This is a genomic window from Micrococcus sp. M4NT, from assembly GCF_033790745.1.
In the GTDB taxonomy this organism is placed as follows: Bacteria; Actinomycetota; Actinomycetes; order Actinomycetales; family Micrococcaceae; genus Micrococcus.
Genome location: NZ_JAMYEH010000012.1, coordinates 1 through 26,399, shown reverse-complemented (window position 1 = coordinate 26,399; position 26,399 = coordinate 1). Strand labels below are relative to the sequence as shown.

The following is a 26,399-nucleotide window of genomic DNA, read 5'->3' as shown; positions in this document are numbered from 1 at the left end:
CGTTGCCCCCATGACACCCAGCACCGAGCCCGGCGCGGAGTCCGCCGCGCCCGCTCCGGAGATCTCCCCCGTGGACGCCGAGGCGGTGGACGCGGCCGTGCAGGCCGCCCTCGCCGCCTTCGAGTCCGCGGACGACCTGGACGAGCTCAAGGCCGCCCGCCTGGCCCACACCGGCGACCGCGCCCCGCTCACCCTGGCCAACAAGGGGATCGGTGCCCTGCCCAAGGAGCGCAAGGCCGAGGCCGGCAAGGTCATGGGCGCCGCGCGCGGCCGCATGAACAAGGCGCTCGCGGCCCGCACCGCGGTGCTGGAGGCCGAGCACGCCGAGCGGATCCTGCGCGAGGAGACCGTGGACGTGACGGCCGCCGTCCGGCGCCGCCGCCCGGGCGCCCGCCATCCGCTGTCCCTGACCATGGACCGGGTCTCCGAGATCTTCGTCGGCATGGGCTGGGAGATCGCGGAGGGCCCCGAGCTGGAGTCCGAGTGGTTCAACTTCGACGCGCTCAACTTCGCCCCGGACCACCCGGCGCGCGAGATGCAGGACACCTTCTTCGTGGAGCCCGCCGAGGCCCATCTGCTCCTGCGCACCCACACCTCCCCCGTGCAGATGCGCTCCCTCCTGGAGCGCGGCGCGCCCACCTACGTGCTCTGCCCGGGCCGCACGTTCCGCACGGATGAGCTGGACGCCACCCACACCCCGGTGTTCCACCAGTTCGAGGGCCTGGCCGTGGACCGCGGCCTCACCATGGCCCACCTGCGCGGCACGCTCGAGTACTTCGCGCGGCAGATGTTCGGCGCGGAGGCGGCCATCCGCCTGCGTCCCAACTTCTTCCCCTTCACCGAGCCCTCCGCCGAGCTGGACATCTGGCATCCTGGCGCCAAGGGCGGCCCCCGCTGGATCGAGTGGGGCGGCTGCGGCATGGTCCACCCGAACGTGCTGCGCGCCGCCGGCCTGGACCCGGACGAGTTCTCCGGCTTCGCGTTCGGCATGGGCGTGGAGCGCACGCTCATGTTCCGCAACGAGGTCCCGGACATGCGGGACATGATCGAGGGCGACGTCCGCTTCTCCCAGCACTTCGGCATGGAGGTCTGATCCAATGCGCATCCCCCTGAACTGGCTCCGGGAGTTCGTCCCCGTCCCCGCCGACCACCGCGCGGAGGACGTCATGGCGGACCTCGTCCGCGTCGGCCTCGAGGAGGAGGACGTCCACCGTCCCGCCGCCGAGCTCGAGGGCCCCATCGTGGTGGGCCAGGTGCTCACCAAGGAGCCCGAGCCCCAGAAGAACGGCAAGACCATCAACTGGTGCTCCGTCCGCGTGGTGCCCGACGGCGCCGAGCAGACCCTCACGGGCGAGGGCGTCGACCCCTCCGGCGTGCAGGGCATCGTGTGCGGCGCGCAGAACTTCGAGGTCGGGGACAAGGTGGCCGTGTGCCTGCCCGGCGCCGTCCTGCCCGGCGACTTCCGCATCAGCCCCCGCCAGACCTACGGCCACGTCTCGGCCGGCATGATGGCCTCCGTCCGCGAGCTCGGCCTGGGCGAGGACCACGAGGGCATCCTGGTGCTCTCCACCCTCGGCCTGGACCCGGAGCTCGGCGCCGACGTGCGCGACGTCCTGGACCTGCGGGACGAGGCCGCCGAGATCAACGTGACGCCGGACCGTGGCTACGTGTTCTCGATGCGCGGTGTGGCCCGCGAGTACGCGCACGCCACGGGCAGGCCGTTCACGGACCCGGCGGAGGCCGTCACCCCGCCCGCGGCCGACGACGCCGGCGTGCCCGTCACGCTCGACGACGACGCGCCCATCTACGGGAACCCGGGCTGCACGCGCTTCGTGGCCCGCACCGTGACCGGCGTGGACGCCTCCCGTCCGACGCCGCCGTGGCTGGCCTCACGGCTGCGCCTGGCCGGGATCCGCTCCATCTCCCTGCCGGTGGACATCTCCAACTACGTCATGTGGGAGCTGGGCCAGCCGCTGCACTTCTACGACGCGGACAAGCTCCAGGGCGGCATCACCGTGCGCCGGGCGGCCCCGGGGGAGACCCTCACCACGCTCGACGGCAAGGAGCGCACCCTCGACGCCGAGGACCTGGTCATCGCGGACGAGGCCGGCGCCGTGGGCCTGGCAGGCGTCATGGGCGGGGAGCGCACCGAGGTCTCGGACGCCACCACGGCCGTCGTGATCGAGTCGGCCAACTTCGATCCGGTCTCCATCGCCCGCACCCGCCGCCGCCACCGCCTGCCCTCCGAGGCCTCGAAGCGCAACGAGCGCGGCGTGGACTGGGAGGTCGCGGACGAGGCCGCCGAGCGCGCCGTGCAGCTGCTCGTCGAGCTGGCCGGCGGCGTGGCCGCCGAGGGCGTCACGGACGTCGGCGAGCGCCCGGCCCCCGCCGTCGTCGAGATGGCGGCGGACTACCCGACCGCCCGCGTGGGCGTGGAGTACACCGCGGACGAGGTCGTGGAGACCCTGCGCTCCCTCGGCGCCGAGGTGGAGGTCGGCGAGACCGGCGACGGCGGTGCGCCGCTGCTGCGCGTCACCGCTCCGTCCTGGCGCACGGACCTGCAGATCCCCGAGGACCTGGTCGAGGAGGTCGCGCGCCTGCGCGGCTACGACCAGATCCCCTCCGTGGTCCCGGTCGCGCCCCCGGGCCGCGGCTTCACGCGCGCCCAGGCCCAGCGCCGCCGCGTCGCCGCCGCGCTCGCGGCCGGCGGGCACACCGAGGTCCTGACGTACCCGTTCGTCTCCGAGGAGCAGAACCGCCGGTTCGGCGCCGCGACGGATGCGGCCGCCGACGCGCTCGAGACGGTCTCGCTCGCCAACCCGATCTCCTCCCAGTTCCGGTTCCTGCGCACCTCGCTGCTGCCGGGCCTCGTGGAGACCGCGCGCCGCAACCTGGGCCGCGGCTTCCGTGACCTCGCGCTGGCCGAGGTGGGCCGCGTGTTCCTGCCCTCGGGCGCGCTCGGCTCGCCCGAGGTGCCGCCGCGCGGCGTGCACCCCTCCGCCGAGGTGCTCGAGGGACTGACCTCCGGCGTGCCCGCGCAGCCGTGGCACGTGGGCGGTGTCCTCGTCGGGCACGAGGCCCCCGTGGGCCCCGGCGCCGCCGGGCGCGCCGTGGACTGGCAGGACGCCGTGTCCGCCGCGCTGGACGTCGCGGACCTGCTCGGGGTCGAGCTCACGGTCCGGCAGGGCGCGCACCACGCATTCCACCCCGGGCGCGCCGCCGAGCTCGTCGTGGCCGTCGCGGACGGCGCGGCCGTCGTCGGCGTGGCCGGCGAGCTCCACCCCCAGTGGCTCGAGGCGGAGGACCTGCCCGCGCGCCTGAGCGCGTGGGAGCTGGACCTGGACGCGCTGTCCGCGGCGGCGCCCGAGGCCGTCGTCGCCGAGGCCATCTCCACGTACCCGCTCAGCACGCAGGACGTCGCCCTCGTCGTCGACGCCGCCGTGGTGGCCGGGGACGTGCGCGCGACCCTCGCCGAGGGGGCGGGCGAGCTGCTCGAGGACGTCGCGCTGTTCGACGTGTACGAGGGGCCGGGGGTGCCCGAGGGCACGAAGTCGCTGGCGTTCTCCCTGCGCTTCCGGGCCCCGGACCGCACGCTCACCGCGGACGAGGCCTCCGAGGCCCGCGCCGCGGCCACCGAGCTCGCGGCCCGGCGCCACGGCGCGGTGCAGCGCTGAACGGTCCTCCCGTGGGCGCGCGCCACGCTCCCGCCCCGGGTGGCCTTCCGGGCCGCTGGGGTCTGACGACGGCCGTCTCCGCACCCGCGGGGGCGGCCGTCGCCGCCTCCGCCGCCCTCCTGGAGGAGATCGCGTCGGCGCTCGCCGACGTGTGGGGGGAGCCGGTGGGCCCGCTGGGGCTGGGGCACGCGTGCCCGGCCTGCGGGGGGACGGACCACGGGGCGCCCACCCTCACGGGGCTGCCGACCGGCCGCTGCGCGCTCGTCTCGTTCACGCACGTGGCGGTGCCCGGGGCGCCGGGCATGCGCGTCCGGCTCGGCGCGTGGTGGGCCGGAGCGGGGCGGGGGGCCGGCCTCGGGCTGGACCTGGAGCGGGAGGACGCGCCGGCCTTCGCGACGGACGCCGCGCTCGGGGACGTCGCCTTCTCGCCTCGGGAGCGCGGCTGGCTCGCGGATCACGACGAGGCCGCCCGCCCGGCCGCCCGCGCGGTGCTGTGGACCCGCAAGGAGGCGGTCGTGAAGGCCGCCGGGACGGGCTTCACCGGTGATCCGACCGACGTCCCCGCCCTGCGGCCTCCCGCGGGCGTGCGCGTGGTCGACCTCGACGACACGGTCGTCCCCGGCGCCGTCGGGGCGCTGGCCTTCCGGGTGCGACGCGGACGATGACCGCGCGCGGGCGCAACCGCCGCCGGCGTCAGCCCGGGAACGCCGGCAGCGGCGCCCTCGCGGTCCACGCCTCGAACAGCGCGTCGACGTCTGATCCCTCCACGCCCTCCGCCTCGGCCCACGCGCGGACGTGGGCGCGCAGCGCGGCGGTGTCCACCGTGCCGAAGCGGTGCTGCGCCACCCAGGCCCGGACCATGTCGCGGAAGGCGCGCGGGCCGAGGAGCTCGCGCAGCGCGAACACGGTGAGGGCGCCGCGCTTGTACACGCGGTCGTCGAACATGTCCCGCGGCCCGGGGTCCACGAGCACGAGGTCCTCCGGCTCCTCGCGCAGCCGGTGCCACGCGCGGCGGGCCATCGAGGCGATGCTGGAACGGCCCGACGCCTCGGCCCACAGCCACTCCGAGTAGCACGCGAAGCCCTCGTGCAGCCACAGGTCCGACCAGCGGCCCAGCGTCACGGCGTTGCCGAACCACTGGTGGGACATCTCGTGGGCGATCAGCCGCTCCGACTCCCACGAGCCGTCCAGGTGGTTGGTGCCGAACAGGGACATGCCGGCCGCCTCGAGCGGGATCTCGAGGACCTCGTCCGCCACGACGGCGGTGTACTCCTCGAATGGGTAGGCGCCGTAGGCGTCCACGAACGCGGCCATCATCCGCGCCTGGGGCGCCAGCGCGGCGCGGGCGCGCTGCTCCTGGCGGGGCGAGACCACGAGCCTCAGCGGCGGCAGGCCCGCGTCGGCGTCGGCGGCCACACGGGAGGTGGCCGCGTGCGCCCCGCTGCCGGCCGGGACGGGCACGGCCGTCGGTGCGTCCACGCGGCGGTACCGCCCGATCTGCACGGTGAGCAGGTACGCGGGAACGGGCCGGTCCATGCGCCACTGCCACGTCACGCGGGAGCCGCGGGTGCGCACGGGCCGGCCGGTCCCGTTGGCCACGGGGAGGTAGCCGGCGTCGCAGGTCAGGGTGATCTGTGCCGTCGAGCGGACCGCGGGGGAGTCGATGCACGGCAGCCACGTGGACGCGCCGTGCGGCTGCCCGGCCACGAGGACGCCGTCGGTGAGCTCCTCCCAGCCGATGGTGCCCCACGGGCTGCGGCGCGGCGCGGGGGTGCCCGCGTACGTCACCGTCAGCTCCACGAGGGCGCCCTCGGGGAGGCTCTCGCCCAGCTGCACCACGAGGCGGTGCGGCGTGCGGCGCGGCTGGGAGTGCCGGACCTTCAGCGTGCGCCCGTCCACCGTTCCGGTCACGGACTGCGCCGCGAGGCGGTGCAGGTCCAGCTCGACGCTCGAGGTCTGGCGCCGCAGCCGCACGCGCAGCACGGCCACGCCGGCCACGCGGTTGGCGGCCAGCCGGACGTCGAGCGTCAGGTCGATGTGCTCGATGGTCGCCACGTCCGTGCCGACTCCGGGGATGTAGGGGTCCGTGCTCATGATTCCTCTGCGGTGGTGGCGGGGGCGGCGGTGCTTCCGTGCTCGACGAGGGCGACCGGTCCGTCCGGCATGCGCCACGGCGCGACGGGGTTGCCGAGCCACCAGGTGCCGGCGGGCAGGTCCTCGCCGCGCATGACGAGCGAGCCGGCGCCGACGGTGGTGCCCGCGCCCAGGCGCGCCGCGGGCAGGACCACGGAGTTGGGGCCCAGCGTGGCGCCGTCGCCCAGGGTGACCTCGTCGAGGGCCATGACGCGGTCGTGGAAGAGGTGCGTCTGCACCACGCATCCGCGGTTCACGGTGGCCCCGTCGCCGAGGGTGACGAGGTCGGCCTCGGGCAGCCAGTAGGACTCGACCCACGCGCCGTGCCCGATCCGCGCGCCCATCGCCCGCAGGAACCACACGAGTGCGGGGGTGCCGGCGGCGGCACGGGCGAACCACGGGGCGGCGAGGAACTCGGTGAACGTGTCGGCCACTTCGTTGCGCCAGATGAACGAGGACCACAGCGGGTGCTCCGAGGTGCGGATGCGCCCCACGAACAGCTTCTTCGCCAGCACGGTGATGCCGGCCGCCACCGCGCCCGCGGCCAGCAGCACGACCCCGCCCAGCACGGCGGCCAGGAGCCAGCCCCCGACGGCGGCCAGCGCGGCGAGTGCCGCACCGACGGCGATGGTGAGGGCGACGTGGAGCCACACGGGGATGGCGCGCAGCAGCTCCCACGCGGTGCGCGCGGCCTTGAGCCGGGCCGGCGGGTCGTAGGTCAGGGCCGCGTCCGCAGCGACCTCGGTGCGGCGCAGGCGCACGGGTGGAGAGCCCATCCAGGAGGAGCCGGCCTTCGTCTTGGCCGGCGTCGTGGAGAGCACGGCCACGAGGGAGTCCCGGCGCAGGGTGCGCCCGCCCGGGACCATGCCCGAGTTGCCCACGAAGGAGCGCTTGCCCACCTTCGCCGGGCCCACGTGCATCCATCCGCCCTGCAGGGTGTAGGAGGAGACCATGGTGTCGTCGGCGAGGAACGCGCCGTCGCCCACGCGGGTGAACTTCGGCAGCAGGACCACGGTGGAGGCCTCCACGTCGCGGCCGATCTCCGCGCCGAGCCAGCGCAGCCACACGGGCGTGAAGCGCGAGGCGTAGAGGGGGAAGAGCTGGTCTCGCGCGGCGTCGAGGACACGCTCGGTGGCCCAGATCTGCCAGCCCACCCGCGAGCGGACGGGGTGGTGGCCCTCCGTGATGCCCACGGAGAGCACGCGCACGGTCAGCAGGACCAGCAGCATCTGCGTGCCGAACCACACCGCCGCCATGAGCGGCGAGGCGGCCAGCAGGCGCAGGGCGGTCTGCCCGACGGCGGCCAGCGGGGTGGCCGCGGCGGCCGCCTCCGGCCACCACGCCAGGGACCACGCGCCCACGGCGAGCGCGGCGGTGGCCGCCACGAGCGGCAGCAGGGCCAGCACGGTGGAGCCCACGGTGGAGGCGATGCGCCAGCCCGTGGCCCGGGGCGGCGCCACGGTGGGCCCGTCCGCCTTGACCTTGCCCACCTTGGCGGCGGGAGATCCGGCGTGGCGCTGGCCGCCGCGCAGGCGGCCGGCCACGGTCGAGCCGGCCTCCACGTGCGCTCCGGCGCCCACGCGGGCCCCCGGCATCAGCGTCGTGCGGGCGCCGACCACGGCGCCGGCGCCCACGTGCATCCGGCCGATCCGGACGACGTCGCCGTCCACCCAGTAGCCCGAGAGGTCGACCTCCGGCTCGATGGACGCGCCCTCGCCGATCTCGAGCAGGCCGGTCACGGGGGGCACCGAGTGCAGGTCCACGTCCGGGCCGATCTTCGCGCCGAGCAGGCGGGCGTAGGCCGGGACCCACGCGGCGCCGGCGAGCGAGTACGGGTCCACGAGGTCCGTGACGTGCTGGGCCAGCCACAGGCGGAGGTGGACGCGGCCGCCGCGCGGATAGGAGCCGGGCTCCACGCCGCGCAGCAGCAGCCGCGCCGCGAGGCCGGCGATGAGCATGCGGCCCGGTGCGGTGACGACGAGCAGGGCCGCCACGCCGAGCACCCACCACGACACGGTCGGCAGCCCGGGGGCGAGGCCGGTCAGGGCGAGGACGTTGAGCACGAGGCCCGTCCACACGCCCAGGCGGAGCGCGGGCAGCACGAACACGGGCAGGCCCACGAGGGTCTGCGCCCACTGCGTGCGGTGCCGGGTGCGGGCCACGTGGCGGTCGTGCACCTCGATGCCCGGGGCGTCGCCCTCCTCACCCACGACGGCGGCGACGAGCGCGCCGGCCTTGGAGTGGCGGTACACGTCCTGCACCGTGACCGCGGGGTGGCGCTGGCGCAGTCGTGCCACGAGCTGCGCCGCGGCGAGGGAGCCGCCGCCGGCGGCGAAGAAGTCGGTCTTCGGCCCGGCGGGGGCCTGGCCGAGGATGTCCGCCCACTGCCGCAGGACCCAGCCCGCTGGGGTGGACTCGTCGATCTCGGGGGCGTCCTCGTCCGCGGCCTCGGCGCCCGGCAGGGGCCAGGGCAGGGCGTGGCGGTCCACCTTGCCGGAGGTCTTGGTGGGCAGGGACTCCACGAGGGCGAGGCGCGGGACGAGGGCGGCCGGCAGCTCCTCGGTGAGGCGCTCGCGGGCGTCCGCGAGGTCGAAGTCCTCGAGCGGACCGCCGGGCTTGAGGTAGCCCACCAGGATCTGGTGCCCGGCGGGGGTGGAGCGCACCGCGGCCGCGCCGCCGTGCACCCCGGGCAGTGCCTGGAGGGCGGCGTCGACCTCGCCGAGCTCGATGCGACGGCCGCCGAGCTTCACCTGGTCGTCGGCGCGGCCCACGAACAGCAGGCCCGCGGGGTCGAAGACCACGAGGTCGCCCGAGCGGTAGGCGCGCTCCCAGCCCAGCGAGGGCAGGGGAGCGTACTTCTCGGCGTCCTTCGCGGGATCCAGGTAGCGGGCCAGCCCCACGCCGCCGATGATCAGCTCGCCCGTCTCGCCCGCGGCCACGGGGACCCCCGTGGCGGGATCGACGACGGCGAGGTCCCAGCCGTCCAGCGGCAGGCCGATGCGCACGGGCCCCTCGCCCGTGAGCGGGGCAGCGCTGGCCACCACGGTCGCCTCGGTGGGGCCGTAGGTGTTCCACACCTCGCGGCCCTCCACCGCCAGGCGCGCGGCGAGCTCCGGCGGGCAGGCCTCGCCGCCGAAGATGAGCAGACGCACGTTGTCCATGGCCTCGGTCGGCCACATCGCGGCGAGGGTGGGCACCGTGGAGACGGCGGTGATCCGGCGCTCGGCCAGCCACGGGCCGAGGTCCATGCCCGAGCGCACGAGGGCGCGGGGGGCCGGCACGAGGCATGCGCCGTGACGCCAGGCCAGCCACATCTCCTCGCAGGAGGCGTCGAAGGCCACGGAGAGGCCCGCCAGCACGCGGTCGCCGGGGCCGAGCGGGTCCTGCTGGAGGAAGATCCGCGCCTCAGCGTCCACGAACGCGGCGGCGGAGCGGTGCGAGACGGCCACGCCCTTCGGGGTGCCCGTGGAGCCGGAGGTGAAGATGATCCACGCGTCGTCGCCCAGGCCCGGGCGCACGGGATCGCCCGTCCCGACGTCGGCGGCGGGCTCGCGGGAGGCGCTCAGCACGCGCTCGTCCGTGAGGATCCCGGCCACGCGAGCCTCGCCGAACACGAGGCGGGCGCGCTCCTCCGGGTCGTCCGCGTCCACGGGGACATAGGCGGCGGCGGCGGCCAGCACGGCGAGGATGGAGACGTAGAGGCCGACGGTGCCGGACGCGATCCGCACGCCGATCCGGTCCCCGGGCCGCACGCCGCGCTCCGCGAGGAAGCGGGCGGACTCCAGCACGCGCTCGTGCAGCTCCGCGTAGGTCAGCTGCTCGCGGCCGTCGTCGAGGGCGGGGGAGTCGGGATGCTCACGCACCGTGGCCTCGAAGAGGTCGAGGAGGGTCCGTGGGGGCGGGGTGCGGTCGGATCCGGGGAGCTGGGGCGGGTGGACGCGGGCGGTCGGCTCGGTCATGGGACCTCCGATGAAGGGTCAGTCGATGGGTGGGCGGCGCGGCGTCGGGAGATTCACGACGGGCCGCCGAACCAGCCCAATGTAGTTCACCTGACGACTCGTGCTCGGTGTCCTCCGTCCCCGGGCGGCGGCGGAGGCTCTTCCGCGCCGCCCCGCGAGGACGTCGTGACACCGTCACGGCGGGGTCACGGCAGCGTCAGGAGCACCTTGCCGGTCGTCGCGCGGGACTCGAGCAGCTCGTGCGCGCGTCCGGCGTCGGAGAGCGGGATGCGGGCGCCGATCCGCACGTCGAGGGAGCCCTGAGTCCACGCGGAGAAGAGCTCTGCGCCGCGCTGCCGGGTCTCCTCGGCGGTGCGTGTGTAGGCCGCCAGGGACGGCCGGGTCACGTAGAGCGAGCCGCCGGAGTTCAGGCGCTGCAGGTCGAACGGGGGGACCTGGCCGGAGGCGCCCCCGAAGAGCACCAGCAGGCCGCGCACGCGCAGCATCGTCAGCGAGGCCTCGAAGGTGTCCCGGCCGACGCCGTCGTAGACGACGTGCGCCCCCTCTCCGCCGGTGGCCTCGAGGACCGCGTCCCTCAGCTCCGCATAGCCGACGGCGGCGTGTGCCCCGGCGGCCCGCGAGAGCTCGCGCTTCTCCTCGGTGGAGGCGGCGGCGATCACGCGCGCCCCGCGGGCCGCCGCCAGCTGGGTCAGGAGCAGGCCCACGCCGCCCGCGCCGGCGGTGAGCGCCACCGTGTGCCCCTCGGACACCTCGAACGTCGAGCGGCACAGGTAGTGCGCCGTCATGCCCTGCAGGGGCAGGGCCGCCGCGTCGGCCAGGTCCATGGCGTCCGGCACGTCGAGGAGCTGGTCGGCGGGGGCTGTGAAGTGCTCGGCGTACGTGGCGTGCCCGGCGGCCGTCGCCACGCGGCGCCGCACGAGGGAGCCGTCGACGCCGTCGCCCACGGCCACGACCTCGCCCGCACCCTCGGTGCCGGGGGTGAAGGGGACGTCCACGGCGTACACGCCGGAGCGCTGGTACGTCTCGATGAAGTTCAGGCCCGCCGCCGCCGTGCGCACGAGGACCTGCCCGGCGGCCGGCGTCGGCACGGGGACCTCGGTCCACGCCAGTGCCTCGGGTCCGCCCGCGGAGGCGACGACGACGGCGTGGTGGGTGGAGGGGTGGGCGGGGGAGGCGTGCTCGAGGCTCATGCCGTCCACTGTACGATCGCATACATATTCCGTATCTCGCATACACCAGGTAGGGTGGGCCCATGACTCACACCGTCGCCGTCTCCGGCGCCAGCGGCTATGCCGGGGGAGAGGCCCTGCGCCTGCTCGCGGCCCACCCCGAGGTCAGCATCGGCGCCATCACGGCGCACTCGAACGCGGGGGAGCGCCTCGGCGCCCTCCAGCCGCATCTGCACACCCTCGCGGACCGCGTGCTGCAGGAGACCACCGCGGACGTGCTCGCCGGGCACGACGTCGTCCTCCTCGCCCTGCCCCACGGCGCCTCGGGCGCGCTCGCCGCGCAGATCGCGGAGCGCTCCCCGGACACGCTCGTCATCGACGCCGGCGCGGACCACCGCCTCGAGTCCGCCGAGGACTGGGAGGCCTTCTACGGATCTGAGCACGCGGGCACGTGGCCCTACGGCCTGCCCGAGCTGCCGGGCCAGCGCGAGAGGCTGACCGGCGCCCGCCGCATCGCCGTCCCCGGGTGCTACCCCACGACGTCGATCCTGGCCCTGGCCCCCGGGTTCGCGGCGGGCCTGCTCGAGACCTCCGACGTCGTGATCGTGGCCGCGTCCGGCACCTCGGGCGCGGGCAAGGCCGCCAAGCCGCACCTGCTCGGCTCCGAGGTCATGGGAGGCATGAGCCCCTACGGCGTGGGCGGCGGGCACCGGCACACCCCCGAGATCGAGCAGGGCCTGTCCCAGGCGGCCGGGGAGCGCGTGCAGATCAGCTTCACGCCGACCCTCGCCCCCATGCCCCGCGGCATCCTCGCGACGGCGACCGCGCGCCTGCGCCCCGGGGTCGCGCCGGACGCGGTGCGCGCGGCGTGGGAGGCCGCCTACGCGGGCGAGCGCTTCGTCCACGTGCTTCCCCAGGGGCAGTGGCCGGCCACCAAGGCCGTGCTGGGCTCCAACCACGTGCAGCTGCAGCTGGCCGTGGACGGGCGCGCCGGGCGCGTGATCGTCACCGCCGCCCTCGACAACCTCACCAAGGGCACGGCCGGCGGCGCCGTGCAGTCCATGAACATCGCCCTGGGACTGCCGGAGCAGACCGGGCTCGAGCACCAGGGGGTCGCGCCGTGAGCGTCACCGCAGCACAGGGGTTCCGCGCGTCCGGCGTCACGGCCGGGCTCAAGCCGTCGGGGAGGCCGGACGTCGCCGTCGTCGTGAACGACGGGCCGCAGCACGCCGCCGCCGGCGTGTTCACGACGAACCGCGTGGCGGCCGCCCCCGTGCGCCTCTCCCGCGCGGCGCTCGCGGACGGGCGCGCCGCCGCCGTCGTGCTCAACTCGGGCGGGGCCAACGCGGCCACGGGCGCGGCCGGCCTCGAGGACGCCCGGCGCACGGTGGAGCACACGGCAGCGGCCCTGTCCGTGGACCCCGCCGACGTCGTGGTCTGCTCCACGGGTCTGATCGGCGAGCGCCTCGCGATGCCGCTCCTGCTCGAGGGCGTCTCTGCGGCGGCGGGCTCGCTCTCCGCCGACGGCGGCGGGGACGCCGCCGTCGCGATCATGACGACGGACACCGTGCCCAAGCAGGCGCTGGCGACGGGCGAGGGCTACGTCATCGGCGGCATGGCCAAGGGCGCCGGCATGCTCGCGCCCGGACTGGCGACCATGCTGTGCGTCCTCACCACGGATGCGCTGCTGCCCTCCGCCGTGCTCGACGCCGCGCTGCGGGAGGCCGTGCGCACCACGTTCGACCGCGCCGACTCCGACGGCTGCATGTCCACGAACGACACCGTGGTGCTGCTGTCCTCCGGCGCCTCGGGCGCCGCGCCGGATCCGGGCGAGTTCACCGAGCTGCTGCGCGGGGTGTGCGCGGACCTCGCCCGCCAGCTCATCGGCGACGCCGAGGGCGCGTCGCACGAGATCGCGATCCGCGTGGTGGGAGCCAGCACCGAGGCGGCCGCCGAGGCGGTGGCCCGCGCGGTCTCCCGGTCCAACCTCTTCAAGGCCGCCGTGTTCGGCCAGGACCCGAACTGGGGACGCGTCATCTCGGCCGTCGGCACCGTGCCGGAGGCCCTCGCGCCCTTCGACGCGGACGCCCTGGACGTCTCCTTCAACGGCGTGCAGGTGTGCCGCGCCTCCGGCGTGGGGGAGGACCGTTCCCTCGTGGACCTGGGCGCCCGGGAGGTGCGCGTGGAGATCGACCTGCACGCCGGCTCCGCGGAGGCCACCGTGTGGACCAACGACCTCACCCACGACTACGTGCACGAGAACTCCGCCTACTCCACGTGAGGAGACCCGACATGAGCGAGAACCCCACCGCCGCCCCGCCCGTGCTCTCCACGGCGGACCGCCTCGAGCGGGCCGCCTCGAAGGCCGAGGTCCTCGTGGAGGCACTCCCGTGGATCCGCCGCTTCGCCGGCACCACCATGGTCATCAAGTACGGCGGCAACGCCATGGTCTCGGAGGAGCTGCGGGCGGCGTTCGCCGAGGACGTGGTGTTCCTGCACCACGTGGGCGTGCACCCCGTGGTGGTGCACGGAGGCGGTCCGCAGATCAACGCGATGCTCGACCGCCTCGGGATCTCCTCCGAGTTCCGGGGCGGACTGCGCGTCACCACGCCGGAGGCCATGGAGGTGGTGCGCATGGTCCTCACCGGCCAGGTCGGCCGCGAGCTCGTGGGACTGATCAACTCGCACGGGCCGTACGCGGTGGGGTCCTCGGGGGAGGACGCCGGCCTGTTCCGCGCGCGCCGGACCGGCGCCGTCGTGGACGGCGTCGAGGTGGACCTCGGGCTGGTGGGCGAGGTGACGGGGGTGAACCCCGCCGCCATCCGGGACGTGATCGACGCCGGGCGCATCCCCGTGGTCTCCTCCGTCGCCCCCGAGATCGGGCCGGACGGCGACCCCACCGGCCACGTGCTCAACGTCAACGCCGACACGGCCGCCGCCGCGCTCGCGGCCGCCCTGGGGGCCACGAAGCTCGTCCTCCTCACGGACGTCGAGGGACTCTATGCGGACTGGCCCGACCGCGGATCCCTCATCAGCTCCCTCACCGCCGGCCAGCTGCGCGCACTGCTGCCCTCCCTGGCCTCGGGCATGATCCCGAAGATGGCCGCGTGCCTGGACGCCGTGGAGGCCGGCGTGCAGCGCGCGCACGTGGTGGACGGCCGCCGGCCCCACTCCATGCTGCTGGAGGTGTTCACGTCGGCGGGCGTGGGCACCCAGGTGGTCCCCGACGACGACGCACCGGCCCCGGGCCAGGAGGACGCATGAGCACCACCCAGTCCCAGCTGCTCCAGCGCTACGGCGCCTCCCTGACCGGCGTGTTCGGGCCCCCCTCGCGCGTCCTGGTGCGCGGGGAGGGCAGCCGCGTGTGGGACGCGGACGGGAAGGAGTACACGGACCTGCTGGCCGGGATCGCCGTGAACTCGCTCGGCCACGCCCACCCGGCGATCGTGCGCGCGGTGACCGAGCAGGTCGGCACGCTCGGGCACGTCTCCAACCTCTTCACCTCGGAGCCGCAGGTCCGGCTCGCGGAGGAGCTGCTCGCGGCGGCCGGCGCACCCGAGGGCTCCACCGTCTTCTTCGCCAACTCCGGCACCGAGGCCAACGAGGCCGCCTTCAAGCTGGCCCGCCGCCACGGCGGCGAGGACCCCTCGGGGCGGCGCACCCGGGTGATCGCCCTCGAGCGGGCCTTCCACGGCCGCACCATGGGCGCCCTCGCCCTCACCCACAAGCAGGCCTACCGCGCCCCCTTCGAGCCGCTGCCCGGCGGCGTCGAGCACGTCCCGGGCGGGGATCTTCCCGCGCTGCGCGCCGCGCTCGCCCCGGACGCGGACGGGGCCACCGTGGCGGCCGTGCTGCTGGAGCCCGTGCAGGGCGAGGCAGGCGTGCACGGCTGGCCCGCCGGCTACCTGTCCGGGGTCCGCGAGGCCACCCGTGAGGCCGGCGCCCTCATGATCCTCGACGAGGTGCAGTCCGGCATGGGCCGCACCGGGGCGTGGTTCGGCTTCCAGAGCCCGGAGGTCACCGGCTCGGACGTGCCCGTCCTCCCGGACGCGTTCACCCTTGCGAAGGGCCTGGGTGGCGGCGTGCCGATCGGCGCGCTCGTATGCGTGGGCGAGCGAGCCTCCGGCCTGCTCACCGCGGGCCAGCACGGCACCACGTTCGGCGGCAATCCACTCGCAACGGCGGCCGGCCTGGCCGTCGTCGAGACGATCCGCGCCGAGGGGCTGCTGGAGCGTGTCCGCGCGGAGGGCGTGCGCCTGGCCGCCCGCCTGTCGGCGCTGCCGGAGGTGAGCGCCGTGCGCGCCTACGGCCTGTGGATCGGCGTGGACCTCGCCGAGAGGGCGGGCGCGGACCCGGAGGGCGGGCTCGCCCCCGGCGTCGTGCGGGCCGGCCTCGACGCCGGATGGATCCTCAACGCCACCGGTCCCGCCACCCTGCGCCTGGCCCCGCCCCTGACCATCGGGCGGGCCGACCTCGACCGCTTCACGGACTCGCTGCCGGCCCTCGTGGCCGCCGCCTGAGCGACCTCGCGCCACCGACCTGGCGGGCCCGCCCGCCCCACCCGTCCGCCCCACCTCTCCGGGAGGAGACCCCATGAGCACCGCCCCCCACCCCCCGACCCGCCACTTCCTGGTGGACACGGACCTGAGCCCCGCGGAGCAGGCCGAGGTCCTCGACCTGGCCCTGGAGATGAAGGAGGACCGCTTCCTGCACCGCCCGCTGGCGGGTCCCCGCACCGGCGTGGTCTTCTTCGACAAGACCTCCACGCGCACCCGCGTGTCCTTCTCCGCCGGGATCGCGGAGCTCGGCGGCAGCCCGCTGATCGTCAATCCGGGGGAGTCGCAGCTGGGCCACAAGGAGTCCGTCGCGGACACGGCCCAGGTCCTGGAGCGCATGGTCGGGATCATCGTGTGGCGCACGTTCGCGCAGGCCGGTCTCGAGGAGATGGCCGCCCACTCCCGGGTCCCCGTGGTCAACGCGCTCTCCGACGACTACCACCCGTGCCAGCTGCTCGCCGACCTCCTCACGGTGCGGGAGCACAAGGGCCGCACCGCGGGCCTGACCCTGGCGTACGTGGGGGACGCGGCCAACAACATGGCCAACTCCTACCTCCTGGCCGGCGTCACGGCGGGCATGCACGTGCGGATCGCCGGCCCCGCCGGCTTCCTCCCCGCCGAGGACGTCGTGGCGGCCGCTCGGGAGCGTGCCCTCGAGACCGGCGGCTCGGTGCTCATCACCTCGGATCCGGGCGAGGCCCTGGACGGCGCCGACGTGGTCGTGACGGACACCTGGATCTCCATGGGCCAGGAGGACGAGAAGGAGGAGCGGCTCACCCTCTTCCGCGCCTACCAGGTGGACGGGGCCGCGATGGCCCGGGCCGCCGAGGACGCGATCTTCCTGCACTGCCTGCCGGCCTACCGCGGCTACGAGGTGAGCGCCGACGTCATTGACGGCCCGGCCTCGGTGGTCTTCGACGAGGCGGAGAACCGCCTGCACGCGCAGAAGGCCCTCATGGCCTGGCTCCTGTACCGCTCCGGGCTGGCGGAGGATCCGCGCGCGACGGCGGAGGGGGCGCGCTGATGGCCGTGCCGACCACCAAGACCGCCCGGCAGGCCGCGATCCGCGAGCTGCTGGCCACGCGCGAGGTCCGTTCGCAGGCCGAGCTCTCCGCCGCCCTGGGGGATCGCGGCCTCTCCGTCACCCAGGGCACCCTCTCCCGCGACCTCGTGGACCTGGGCGCCGTCCGGGTGCGCGGCGCCGCGGGGATGGTCTACGCGGTGCCGGCCGAGGGCGAGGAGTCCGCGGTCCCGCCGCGCAGCTCGGAGTCCCAGCAGGGCCGCCTGGCGAGCATGGCCCGCGAGCTGCTGATCTCCGCCGAGCCGAGCGAGAACCTGGTCGTGCTGCGCACCCCGCCGGGGGCCGCCCAGTTCCTGGCCAGCGTGATCGACCACGCCCGGGTGGAGCACGTGCTCGGCACGATCGCCGGCGACGACACCATCCTGCTGATCACGGCCGGCTCGGAGAACGCACCCGTCGTGGCCTCCCGGCTGCTGGGCCTCGCCGGCTGACCGGGACCGGCGCCCCGGGGCGTCCACCTGCCGGCCGCCGGCGTGGGCGCCACCGCTCCGGACACGCAAGAAGGCCCCCACCGGACGGCGGGGGCCTTCTTGTGGTGCGTGACGCTGAGGGTCACGCGAGGCTCATCAGGCCTGGGGGAGGACGAACTCCTGGCCGATGAAGATGAGGTTCGGATCCTCGATGAGGTCCTTGTTGGCCTCGTAGATGGCCTTCCAGCCACCGTCGACACCGTGCTCGGCGGCCAGCTTGTTCAGGGTGTCGCCCTTGACGACCACGACGGTCTGCTCGGCCTTGACGGCGGGAGCGGCCTTCGCAGCCTTGGCGGCGGGGGCGGCCTTGGCCGCGGGAGCCGCAGCCTTCACCGGAGCGGACTTCGCGGCAGCGGCCTTCTTGGCCTCGGCGCGCTCCGCAGCGGCCTGCTTGGCCTCGGCGCGCTCCGCGGCGGCGGCACGCTGGGCCTCGGCCCGCTCAGCAGTGGCCTGCTTGGCCTCGGCGCGCTCGGCGGCTGCGGCACGCTTGGCCTCGGCGCGCTCGGCGCGCTCGGCGGCTGCGGCACGCTTGGCCTCGGCACGCTCCGCGGCGGCACGCTTGGCCTCGGCGCGCTCGGCGGCTGCGGCACGCTTGGCCTCGGCACGCTCGGCACGCTCGGCACGCTCGGCACGCTCGGCACGCTCGGCGGCGGCGCGCTCAGCAGCGGCACGCTCGGCGGCAGCGGCATCCTGACGCTGCACGGTGGCGGTGCGCTCGACGGCCACGGACGGGGTGCCCGCGGCATCGGAGGCGGTCAGGCCCAGCTTCTTGGAGCAGGCGGGCCAGGCGCGCCAGCCCTGCATGTCGAGGAGCATCTCGCCGCGCTTGATCTGCTCGGCCTTCGAGGCCTGGTGCGGGTAGCCCGAGCCACCGACCATGCGCCAGGAGGAGTAGGTGAACTGGATGCCACCGTAGAAGCCGTTGCCGGTGTTGATGGACCAGTCGCCGCCGGACTCGCACTGGGCCAGGCGGTCCCAGGTGGCCACCGAGGCGGCCTGGGCGGGAACGGCGCCGCCGACAGCGGCAGCACCGGCCAGGGTCATGCCGGCGACGACGGTCGCGGTCGCACGGCGGGAGCGGGTGGCGGAAGAAGCGAAGAGAGTCATGATGTCCATGTGTCGAGTCCTCGCTGTTCGGCGGGCCGGGGCGCACCGGGGTCGTCTACTCCTTGGTCGGGTCAAAGACTCCGTCGGCTCGGGACGACCCCACAGCGGGCGACCGACGAAGCGTTTCGATCACGAGATCATCGCGTCATCCGCTCAGGCAGATAACGGTGAGATCACGAATCGGCTACGAACGAGTCAACGCCCTTCGGGGGCGGCCCGTCAAATCGGGCACCCGTGGCGGCGGCCGGGAGGGACCGAAGGGCTGTATGCGAGGACGATCCGCTCCGTATCGCCCATCCCGGTCGGACGATCCGGCATGAAGCGGCTCGTTGCCGCGCGATCCGTCCACCCAGGGGTGTGGACAACGGTGGAGGGGGCGTGCCCCCGGGGGATGTCCCCCCGTGCATCGAGGGGGTCCGGACGCGCTCGATGTGTGGCAGACGTCATCCCTGCGCCGCGGGGGTTCCATATGCGACGCATTGAATATTTATGCAAAGACTGGGTACGATCGGTCAGCAGTGCGGGGCCGACCGGGCCCGCGCGCCCGCCCCGGACGCAGCACACAGGAGACAAAGGAGTTCATCGTGAAGGAACGCATCATCCTTGCCTACTCAGGAGGCCTGGACACCTCCGTGGCCATCGGCTGGATCGCGGAGGCCACGGGTGCCGAGGTCGTCGCCGTCGCCGTGGACGTGGGCCAGGGCGGCGAGTCCCTCGAGACCATCCGCCAGCGCGCCCTCGACTGCGGCGCGGTGGAGGCCTACGTCGCGGACGCGCGCGACGAGTTCGCGGAGCAGTACTGCATGCCCACCTTGAAGGCGAACGCCCTGTACATGGACGCGTACCCGCTGGTGTCCGCGATCTCGCGCCCCGTGATCTCCCGCCACCTCGTGGCGGCTGCCCGCCAGTTCGGCGCCTCGACCGTGGCCCACGGCTGCACGGGCAAGGGCAACGACCAGGTGCGCTTCGAGGTGTCCATCCAGACCCTCGGCCCGGACCTGAAGTGCATCGCCCCCGTGCGCGACCTCGCGCTCACCCGCGACAAGGCGATCGACTACGCGGAGCGCAACGGGCTGCCGATCGCCACCACGAAGAAGAACCCCTTCTCGATCGACCAGAACGTCTGGGGCCGCGCGGTCGAGACCGGCTTCCTCGAGGACATCTGGAACGGGCCCACGAAGGACGTCTACGACTACACCGACGACCCCGCCTTCCCGCCGGCGCCGGACGTGGTCACGATCGCGTTCGAGAAGGGCGTCCCCACCGCCCTCGACGGCCGCGCGCTCTCGCCGCTGCAGATCGTCGAGGAGCTCAACCGCCGCGCCGGCGCCCAGGGCGTGGGCCGGATCGACATCGTGGAGGACCGCCTCGTGGGCATCAAGTCCCGCGAGATCTACGAGGCCCCGGGCGCGATGGCGCTGATCGCCGCCCACCGCGAGCTCGAGCACGTCACCCTCGAGCGCGAGCAGGCCCGCTTCAAGCGCCAGGCGGAGCAGCGCTGGACCGAGCTGGTCTACGACGGCCAGTGGTTCTCCCCCCTGAAGCGCAACCTCGACACCTTCATCGACGCGACTCAGGAGCACGTGAACGGCGAGATCCGCCTCGAGCTCCACGGCGGCCGCGCCACGGTGCAGGGCCGCCGCTCCGAGACGGGCCTCTATGACTTCAACCTCGCCACCTACGACGAGGGCGACGCGTTCGACCAGTCCTCGGCCCGCGGCTTCATCGACATCTTCGGGCTCTCGGCCAAGACCGCGTCCGAGCGCGAGCAGCGCCTGGCCGGCAACGCCGACCTCGCCGACGTCGCCCGCCTGAGCAACGACTGATCGCGAGGGGAGACACGTGACGGAGCAGTCCACGCCGCGGCACGGCACGAATGAGGGCGCCCTGTGGGGCGGCCGCTTCGCCGGGGGACCCTCGGAGGCCCTCGCCGCGCTCAGCAAGTCCACACACTTCGACTGGCGGCTCGCGCCCTACGACATCGCGGGCTCGCGGGCCCACGCCCGCGTCCTCCACGCGGCCGGCCTGCTCACGGCGGATCAGCTGGGGGACATGCTCGCGGCACTGGACCGCCTGGAGGAGGACGTGCGCTCGGGCGCGTACGCGCCCTCGGCCTCGGACGAGGACGTGCACGGCTCCCTCGAACGCGGTCTCATCGAGCGCGCCGGGCCGGAGCTGGGCGGGCGCCTGCGCGCGGGCCGCTCGCGCAACGACCAGGTGGCCACGCTCGGGCGCATGTTCCTCCGGGACCACGCCCGGATCGTGGCGCGGGGGGTCCTCGACACGATCGACGCCCTCCTGGCCCAGGCCGAGGCCCACCCCTACGCGCCCATGCCGGGGCGCACCCACCTCCAGCACGCCCAGCCGGTGCTGCTGTCCCACCACCTGCTGGCCCACGCGTGGGCCTTCGCCCGGGACCTGCAGCGCCTCGCGGACTGGGACGCCCGCGCCGCGGTCTCTCCGTACGGCTCGGGGGCACTGGCCGGATCCTCCCTCGGCCTGGACCCGAACGCGGTGGCCGCGGAGCTCGGCTTCGACTCGGCCGTGTGGAACTCCATCGACGGCACGGCCTCCCGCGACGTCTACGCCGAGTTCGCGTGGGTGGCGGCCATGATCGGCGTGGACCTCTCGCGCATCTCCGAGGAGGTCATCTTCTGGGCCACGAAGGAGGCCGGGTTCGTGGCCCTGCACGACTCCTTCTCCACGGGGTCCTCGATCATGCCGCAGAAGAAGAACCCGGACGTGGCGGAGCTGGCGCGCGGCAAGTCCGGACGTCTGATCGGCGACCTCACAGGCCTGCTGGCCACGCTCAAGGCGATGCCCCTGGCCTACAACCGGGACCTCCAGGAGGACAAGGAGCCCGTGTTCGACGCCGCGGACACCCTCGAGCTGCTGCTCCCCGCGGTCTCCGGGATGATCGCGACGCTGACCTTCCGCACCGAGCGGATGGCGGAGCTGGCCCCCCAGGGCTTCGCGCTCGCCACGGACGTCGCCGAGTGGCTCGTCCGTCAGGGCGTGCCCTTCCGCGAGGCGCACGAGCTCTCGGGGGAGGCCGTCCAGGCGGCCGAGGCCCGCGGCGTCGAGCTGTGGGACCTCCCCGACGATGAGTACGCGCGGATCTCCCCGCACCTGACGCCGGCGGTGCGCGAGGTGCTCAGCACCGAGGGCTCCCTGGCCTCGCGCAGCGGGCAGGGCGGCACGGCCCCCTCGGCCGTTGCCGCGCAGATCGAGGCGTTGGCCGCAGCCCTGGAGCCCCTCCGGGCGTTCGCGGCCAGCCGGGGCTCGGTGGTCGACGCGCGGTGAGGCGCGCCGGTGCCCTCGCGGGGGCGCCGGGGCCCGGATGGGACGGGGATGGCCGTGCGGGGAGGTCCACCGCGCGGCCATCTGTCGTTCATCTGTGTCGCTGTAGCATGGGTGGTCACTTTTCCACCGGGTGCGCGGCGCGCCGAGCCCGCCCACCCCCGACCGCCCCTGTGAAGGACCACCGCGATGACCGACGTCGTGTCCGCCCGCCAGACGGAGCTCGAACTCGAACAGGGGCGGGTGGCCGAGCGCTACGCCCGGCTGGACGCCCTGCGCGTTGAGAAGGAGGAGCAGCTCGCCCGCGTGCGCCGCACCGGGCTCGAGGGATCGCTCCAGAACCACTCCGAGCGGGACGCCTTCGCCACGCTCTACGAGGACCGCCTCGCCCAGCTCTACGCCGTCGATGAGCGGCTCGTGTTCGGCCGCCTCGACCTGGACCCGGACGAGGACGGCGTGTCGGAGCAGCGCTACATCGGACGCATCGGCCTCACCGACCCCCAGCAGGAGCGGCTCCTCGTGGACTGGCGCGCCGCCGAGGCCGGTGCCTTCTACCAGGCGACGGCGGCCCGTCGCCAGCACGTGCGCCGCCGGCGTCACCTCATGCTGCGCGGCCGCGAGGTGCGGGACCTGGACGACGAGATCCTGGACCCGGGCCTGCTCGCGGACGACGACCACATCAGCCCGGACTCCCAGGGCGCCCTGCTGGCCGCCGTCACGGCGCGCCGCACGGGCCGCATGGGGGACATCGTCGCCACGATCCAGGCGGAGCAGGACGAGATCATCCGCGCCGGTGTCTCGGGCGCGCTGGTCGTCCAGGGCGGGCCGGGCACGGGCAAGACCGCCGTCGCCCTCCACCGCGCCGCGTACCTGCTGTACACGCACCGCGACCGGCTGGCCCGCTCCGGCGTGCTCGTGGTGGGCCCCTCGACCGCCTTCATGCGGTACATCGAGCGGGTGCTGCCCTCGCTCGGCGAGACGGGCGTCGTGATGGCCTCGCTCGGCACGCTCATGCCGGGGTTCCAGGCCGGACCGGAGCCGCGGGCGGCCGCCGCGGCGGTGAAGGGCCGCCTCGAGATGGCAGAGGTGGTGGCGAACGCCGTCGCGCAGCGCCAGCGCCTCCTCGTGGAGCCCCGCCGGCTGAACATCGACGGCACGGTGGTCAAGCTCAAGCCGGCCATGGTGCGGCGCGCTCGCGAACGCGCCCGTGCCACGGGCAAGCCGCACAACGAGGCGCGCTCGACCTTCGTGAAGATCCTCGTGAAAGACCTCGCGGAGAAGCTGCGCAAGAAGCTGGAGAAGTCCTCCGGCGCCCCCGTGCAGCGGGACCTCCTCCTGGAGGACGTGCGCACCGCCCGCGACGTGCGGGTGGCGCTCAACCTGTGCTGGATGCCGATGACGCCGGAGTGGCTCATCGGGGACCTCCTCTCCCGCGAGCCCCTGCTGCGCGCGGCTGCCCCGTGGCTCTCCGACGAGGACGTCGCCGCGCTGCTGCGGCCCGCCGGCTCCCCGTGGACCGAGGCGGACGTGCCGCTCCTGGACGAGGCCGCGGAGCTGCTCGGCGCCGTGGAGGCCCCGCCGACCGGCCGGGAGTCCGAGGCGCAGCACCGCCGCAACGTGGACAACGCGCGCGCCTCGCTGGAGAACATGCACCAGAGCCTCGAGGACATGGGGATCGACGGCGTGGTGGACGCCGAGCAGCTCGCCGCGGCCAACGAGCCCGGCGGCGTCCGCAGGACGACGGCCGACCAGGCCGCCCACGACCGCTCGTGGACGTACGGCCACGTGGTGGTGGACGAGGCACAGGAGCTCTCCCCGATGCAGTGGCGGCTGCTCGCGCGCCGCTGCCCCATGAAGTCCTTCACGGTGGTGGGGGACATCGCGCAGTCCTCGCGGCTCGACGCGGCCGGCTCGTGGGACGCGGCGCTCACGCCGGTCTTCGGGGACCGCTGGCGGCTGGAGGAGCTGACGGTGAACTACCGCTCGCCGGCCCAGGTGACGCGCTGGGCGGCGCAGGTGGCACAGGCGGCCGGCCTCGCCGTCTCGCAGCCCGAGGCGGTGCGCGAGGGCGACCACGCCCCCGAGCTCGTCGCGGAGCCGGGCGGCACGCTCACCGGGCTGGTCGGCGACGCCGTCGCCCGCCAGCGCGACCTGGTCCCGGATGCGCTCACCGCGGTGATCGTGCCCGACGCCGAGGTGCCCGCCCAGCTGGCCGCCCTGCGGGAGCGCTGGGGAGCGGCGCGCGTGGACCGGGCGCCGCTGCCCGGGGTGGAGGTCGTCGTGGTGAGTCCCCGCGAGACCAAGGGACTGGAGTTCGACACCGTGGTCCTCGCGGCCCCCGAGCGGATCGTGGAGGACGCGCACGGCGTCGTCGGCGACCTCTACGTGGCCATGACGCGGTGCACGCAGGCCCTGACGATCGTCTCCACGGCGGAGGAGGCGCGGCTGCCCGCCGGCCTCAGCGCCGTGCCCCGCTGAGGCCGGCGTCGGCGTGGTCCCCCACGACGGCGGCGCGTCGCCGTCGCGGGGGAGCGGGACGTCGGTAGGGTGGCGGCGTGGCTGAATCGACCGTGAACCGTGCCCAGCGCCTGCGGGAGCAGGCCAACGATCCCTCCTTCGAGAACGTGTGGCAGGAGCTGCGCTGGCGCGGGCTCGTCCACGTCTCCACAGACGAGGCCGCCCTCGAGGAGGCGCTGGCCGGGGAGCCGATCTCGTACTACTGCGGGTTCGACCCCACGGCGGCGTCCCTGCACCTGGGCCACCTGGTCCAGCTGCTGCTCATGCGCCGCCTGCAGCTGGCCGGCCACCGCCCCGTCGCCCTGGTCGGCGGTGCCACCGGCCTCATCGGCGATCCCCGGCAGACCTCCGAGCGCGTGCTGAACACGCGCGAGACCGTGGCCGCGTGGGTGGACTCGCTGCGGGCGCAGATCGAGCCCTACCTGTCCTTCGAGGAGGACAACGCCGCCACGATGGTCAACAACCTCGAGTGGACCTCCCAGCTGAGCGCGCTCGACTTCCTGCGCGAGGTGGGCAAGAACTTCCGCGTGGGCACCATGGTCAAGAAGGAGATCGTGGCCAAGCGCCTCCACTCGGAGGAGGGGATCTCCTACACCGAGTTCTCCTACCAGGTGCTCCAGGGCAACGACTTCCTCGAGCTGTACCGCCGCCACGGGGTGCGCCTGCAGTCGGGAGGCTCGGACCAGTGGGGCAACCTCACCTCGGGCACGGAGCTGATCCGCAAGGTGGAGGGTGCGCACGTGCACGCCCTCGGGACCCCGCTGATCACGAACGCGGACGGCACGAAGTTCGGCAAGTCCGAGGGGAACGCCGTGTGGCTGAACCCGGAGATGTGCTCGCCCTACGCGTTCTACCAGTTCTGGCTCAACACCGCAGACGCCGACGTGGTCTCCCGGCTGAAGGTGTTCACCTTCCTCACCCGTGCCGAGATCGAGGAGTACGAGCGGAAGGTGGCCGAGGAGCCGTTCCGCCGGGAGGCGCAGAAGCGGCTCGCGTGGGAGGTCACCGCCCTGGCCCACGGGGAGGACGCGACCCAGAAGGTCATCGACGCGTCCGCGGCCGTGTTCGGGGGAGGGGACCTCTCCACCGTGGACGGGGAGACGCTGGCCGCGGTCCTCTCCGAGCTGCCCCAGGCGGATCCCGCGCAGTGGCAGGGCGAGGCCGGCACGGCGACGGCGGTCGAGCTGCTCGTCTCCACCGGCCTCGCCTCCTCGACGTCCGAGGCACGGCGCACCATCAAGGAGGGCGGCGCGTCCGTGAACAACGTGCGGGTGACGGACGCGGAGCAGAGGTTCGGCGCGGCCGACGCCCTCGCGGGTCGCTACCTCCTGGTGCGACGGGGCAAGAAGAACATGGCCGGCGCGGATCTGACCGCGCGGTGAGTGAGGGCGGCGTCACAGCCGCCGCCTCTGCCGCCAGCGTCCTGCCGGCAGAGACCCTAGGCCCCGTCCTCCGCAGGATCCTGCGGAGGACGGGGCCTCTCGCATGCCGATCGCACCCCGATTTTGCGTGGGGGTCGGGGTGTGTGTAGAGTTCCATCTCGTGCTGAGGCGCGGTTCGAGGAATCGGACGGCCGGGTGAAGAACATGGAATCCGCGGATTCTTGCCGAGAATGGCAGGTCCAGGGCGGATGTGCTCACACAGTGTGCAGTGTTCCTGTGAGGGGATGCTGGTATTCCTGAAGAGATGATCTGGTTTGACTGCTGGTGATCGTGTGGTATGCTTTCGTAGCCTTCTTCATGAATTTTCACTGGGTGACGACGTCGGATGACGGAGTTGACAGGAACTGGTCGTGTGGTAAGGTTGCGAAGCCGGATCACGTGAACAGTTGCTGAAGACTTCGGAAACGGGGTTGACAGGGTCTGATCGGATGGTCTAGGATGGAGAAGTTGCTCCAGAGCGAAACGTTCCGCGAGGCGGGATGGTGAGTCTGGAAGCGCCTGTTGTTTGAGAACTCAATAGTGTGCCAAGTTTGTTGATGCCAATTGTTTTAACACATTGGTTGACCATACACCCCGCACCCCCGTGTGAGTGGTGGTGGTCTGCCAGCGATTGAATTGATGTCATGACACTTATTTCCGGGTGTTGTGAGGTCGTTCTGTAATTTTTTTACGGAGAGTTTGATCCTGGCTCAGGATGAACGCTGGCGGCGTGCTTAACACATGCAAGTCGAACGATGAAGCCCAGCTTGCTGGGTGGATTAGTGGCGAACGGGTGAGTAACACGTGAGTAACCTGCCCTTGACTCTAGGATAAGCCCGGGAAACTGGGTCTAATACTGGATAGGAACGTCTACCGCATGGTGGGTGTTGGAAAGAATTTCGGTCATGGATGGACTCGCGGCCTATCAGCTTGTTGGTGAGGTAATGGCTCACCAAGGCGACGACGGGTAGCCGGCCTGAGAGGGTGACCGGCCACACTGGGACTGAGACAC

The 26,399-nt window shown here is 73.9% G+C and carries 17 protein-coding genes and 1 rRNA gene; 14 read left to right on the top strand and 4 right to left on the bottom strand.

From position 1 onward, the window contains the following. Nucleotides 1–10 precede the first annotated feature (10 nt). From pheS to NJC10_RS09510, 3 genes are read left to right on the top strand one after another with little or no spacing between them, the layout of a single operon-like run. Entirely contained in the window at nt 11–1,093 is a 1,083-nt protein-coding gene (pheS, locus tag NJC10_RS09520; RefSeq protein ID WP_248117127.1) for a phenylalanine--tRNA ligase subunit alpha, read from the top strand. Nucleotides 1,094–1,097: 4 nt separating this feature from the next. After that, nucleotides 1,098–3,674 (top strand): phenylalanine--tRNA ligase subunit beta, encoded by a 2,577-nt coding sequence (pheT, locus tag NJC10_RS09515; RefSeq protein ID WP_319076219.1) that lies wholly within the window; start codon nt 1,098–1,100, stop codon nt 3,672–3,674. An 11-nt stretch (nt 3,675–3,685) separates the two neighbouring features. Next, entirely contained in the window at nt 3,686–4,339 is a 654-nt protein-coding gene (locus NJC10_RS09510; RefSeq protein WP_319076217.1) for a 4'-phosphopantetheinyl transferase superfamily protein, read from the top strand. 28 nt (nt 4,340–4,367) lie between these two features. Here NJC10_RS09510 and NJC10_RS09505 read toward each other — a convergent pair whose 3' ends face one another. The 3 genes from NJC10_RS09505 to NJC10_RS09495 all read right to left on the bottom strand — a co-directional run bounded on the left by NJC10_RS09505 (nt 4,368) and on the right by NJC10_RS09495 (nt 10,956). After that, a complete protein-coding gene (locus NJC10_RS09505; RefSeq protein WP_319076216.1) occupies nt 4,368–5,768 on the bottom strand; it encodes a M1 family metallopeptidase in 1,401 nt (466 codons plus the stop codon). Beyond that, the gene (locus NJC10_RS09500; protein ID WP_319076215.1) at nt 5,765–9,766 is read right to left on the bottom strand and encodes a Pls/PosA family non-ribosomal peptide synthetase; all 4,002 of its coding nucleotides are present in this window, start codon (nt 9,764–9,766) and stop codon (nt 5,765–5,767) included. The genes NJC10_RS09505 and NJC10_RS09500 overlap by 4 nt, the downstream gene beginning before the upstream one ends. A 185-nt stretch (nt 9,767–9,951) precedes the next feature. Beyond that, a complete protein-coding gene (locus NJC10_RS09495; RefSeq protein ID WP_319076214.1) occupies nt 9,952–10,956 on the bottom strand; it encodes a quinone oxidoreductase in 1,005 nt (334 codons plus the stop codon). Nucleotides 10,957–11,018: 62 nt separating this feature from the next. On the opposite strand from NJC10_RS09495, the gene argC reads away from it, so the two are divergent. From argC to argR, 6 genes are all read left to right on the top strand, one after another. Continuing rightward, complete coding sequence (gene argC, locus NJC10_RS09490; RefSeq protein ID WP_319076213.1) at nt 11,019–12,059, top strand: N-acetyl-gamma-glutamyl-phosphate reductase; 1,041 nt, start codon at nt 11,019–11,021, stop codon at nt 12,057–12,059. Then, complete coding sequence (gene argJ, locus NJC10_RS09485; protein WP_319076211.1) at nt 12,056–13,216, top strand: bifunctional glutamate N-acetyltransferase/amino-acid acetyltransferase ArgJ; 1,161 nt, start codon at nt 12,056–12,058, stop codon at nt 13,214–13,216. The genes argC and argJ overlap by 4 nt, the downstream gene beginning before the upstream one ends. Before the next feature lie 11 nt (nt 13,217–13,227). Then, nucleotides 13,228–14,199 carry an acetylglutamate kinase gene (gene argB, locus NJC10_RS09480; RefSeq protein WP_319076210.1) on the top strand — a complete coding sequence of 324 codons (972 nt, stop codon included), beginning with the start codon at nt 13,228–13,230 and terminating at the stop codon, nt 14,197–14,199. Continuing rightward, nucleotides 14,196–15,455, top strand: a complete 1,260-nt coding sequence (locus tag NJC10_RS09475) for an acetylornithine transaminase (protein WP_319076208.1) — start codon at nt 14,196–14,198, stop codon at nt 15,453–15,455. Before argB ends, NJC10_RS09475 begins: the two co-directional genes overlap by 4 nt. A 73-nt stretch (nt 15,456–15,528) precedes the next feature. Further along, nucleotides 15,529–16,515, top strand: coding sequence for an ornithine carbamoyltransferase (gene argF, locus NJC10_RS09470; RefSeq protein WP_319076207.1), 987 nt, complete (start codon nt 15,529–15,531; stop codon nt 16,513–16,515). Next, nucleotides 16,515–17,003, top strand: coding sequence for an arginine repressor (gene argR, locus NJC10_RS09465; RefSeq protein WP_298987419.1), 489 nt, complete (start codon nt 16,515–16,517; stop codon nt 17,001–17,003). The genes argF and argR overlap by 1 nt, the downstream gene beginning before the upstream one ends. 135 nt (nt 17,004–17,138) lie before the next feature. Here the strand turns inward: argR and rpf are convergent, their stop codons facing one another. After that, the gene (rpf, locus tag NJC10_RS09460) at nt 17,139–18,158 is read right to left on the bottom strand and encodes a resuscitation-promoting factor Rpf (RefSeq protein ID WP_319076204.1); all 1,020 of its coding nucleotides are present in this window, start codon (nt 18,156–18,158) and stop codon (nt 17,139–17,141) included. Between the two features lie 575 nt (nt 18,159–18,733). Here rpf and NJC10_RS09455 point away from each other — a divergent pair. The 5 genes from NJC10_RS09455 to NJC10_RS09435 form a co-directional block, all read left to right on the top strand. After that, a complete protein-coding gene (locus tag NJC10_RS09455) occupies nt 18,734–19,975 on the top strand; it encodes an argininosuccinate synthase (protein WP_319076203.1) in 1,242 nt (413 codons plus the stop codon). 16 nt (nt 19,976–19,991) lie between these two features. Further along, nucleotides 19,992–21,452, top strand: a complete 1,461-nt coding sequence (gene argH, locus NJC10_RS09450) for an argininosuccinate lyase (RefSeq protein WP_319076201.1) — start codon at nt 19,992–19,994, stop codon at nt 21,450–21,452. Between the two features lie 186 nt (nt 21,453–21,638). Continuing rightward, complete coding sequence (locus NJC10_RS09445) at nt 21,639–23,927, top strand: HelD family protein (RefSeq protein WP_319076199.1); 2,289 nt, start codon at nt 21,639–21,641, stop codon at nt 23,925–23,927. A gap of 92 nt (nt 23,928–24,019) precedes the next feature. Continuing rightward, nucleotides 24,020–25,348 carry a tyrosine--tRNA ligase gene (tyrS, locus tag NJC10_RS09440; protein ID WP_413466428.1) on the top strand — a complete coding sequence of 443 codons (1,329 nt, stop codon included), beginning with the start codon at nt 24,020–24,022 and terminating at the stop codon, nt 25,346–25,348. Nucleotides 25,349–26,074: 726 nt separating this feature from the next. Beyond that, nucleotides 26,075–26,399 (top strand): 16S ribosomal RNA (locus NJC10_RS09435); the annotation flags it as partial.

Excerpts from the sequence above, each read along its gene's own strand:
- pheS (WP_248117127.1), top strand. The coding sequence starts at position 11 with ATGACACCCAGCACCGAGCCCGGCGCGGAGTCCGCCGCGCCCGCTCCG.
- pheT (WP_319076219.1), top strand. The coding sequence starts at position 1,098 with ATGCGCATCCCCCTGAACTGGCTCCGGGAGTTCGTCCCCGTCCCCGCC.
- NJC10_RS09505 (WP_319076216.1), bottom strand. The coding sequence starts at position 5,768 with ATGAGCACGGACCCCTACATCCCCGGAGTCGGCACGGACGTGGCGACC.
- NJC10_RS09500 (WP_319076215.1), bottom strand. The coding sequence starts at position 9,766 with ATGACCGAGCCGACCGCCCGCGTCCACCCGCCCCAGCTCCCCGGATCC.
- NJC10_RS09495 (WP_319076214.1), bottom strand. The coding sequence starts at position 10,956 with ATGAGCCTCGAGCACGCCTCCCCCGCCCACCCCTCCACCCACCACGCC.
- argC (WP_319076213.1), top strand. The coding sequence starts at position 11,019 with ATGACTCACACCGTCGCCGTCTCCGGCGCCAGCGGCTATGCCGGGGGA.
- argB (WP_319076210.1), top strand. The coding sequence starts at position 13,228 with ATGAGCGAGAACCCCACCGCCGCCCCGCCCGTGCTCTCCACGGCGGAC.
- NJC10_RS09475 (WP_319076208.1), top strand. The coding sequence starts at position 14,196 with ATGAGCACCACCCAGTCCCAGCTGCTCCAGCGCTACGGCGCCTCCCTG.
- argF (WP_319076207.1), top strand. The coding sequence starts at position 15,529 with ATGAGCACCGCCCCCCACCCCCCGACCCGCCACTTCCTGGTGGACACG.
- argR (WP_298987419.1), top strand. The coding sequence starts at position 16,515 with ATGGCCGTGCCGACCACCAAGACCGCCCGGCAGGCCGCGATCCGCGAG.
- rpf (WP_319076204.1), bottom strand. The coding sequence starts at position 18,158 with ATGGACATCATGACTCTCTTCGCTTCTTCCGCCACCCGCTCCCGCCGT.
- NJC10_RS09445 (WP_319076199.1), top strand. The coding sequence starts at position 21,639 with ATGACCGACGTCGTGTCCGCCCGCCAGACGGAGCTCGAACTCGAACAG.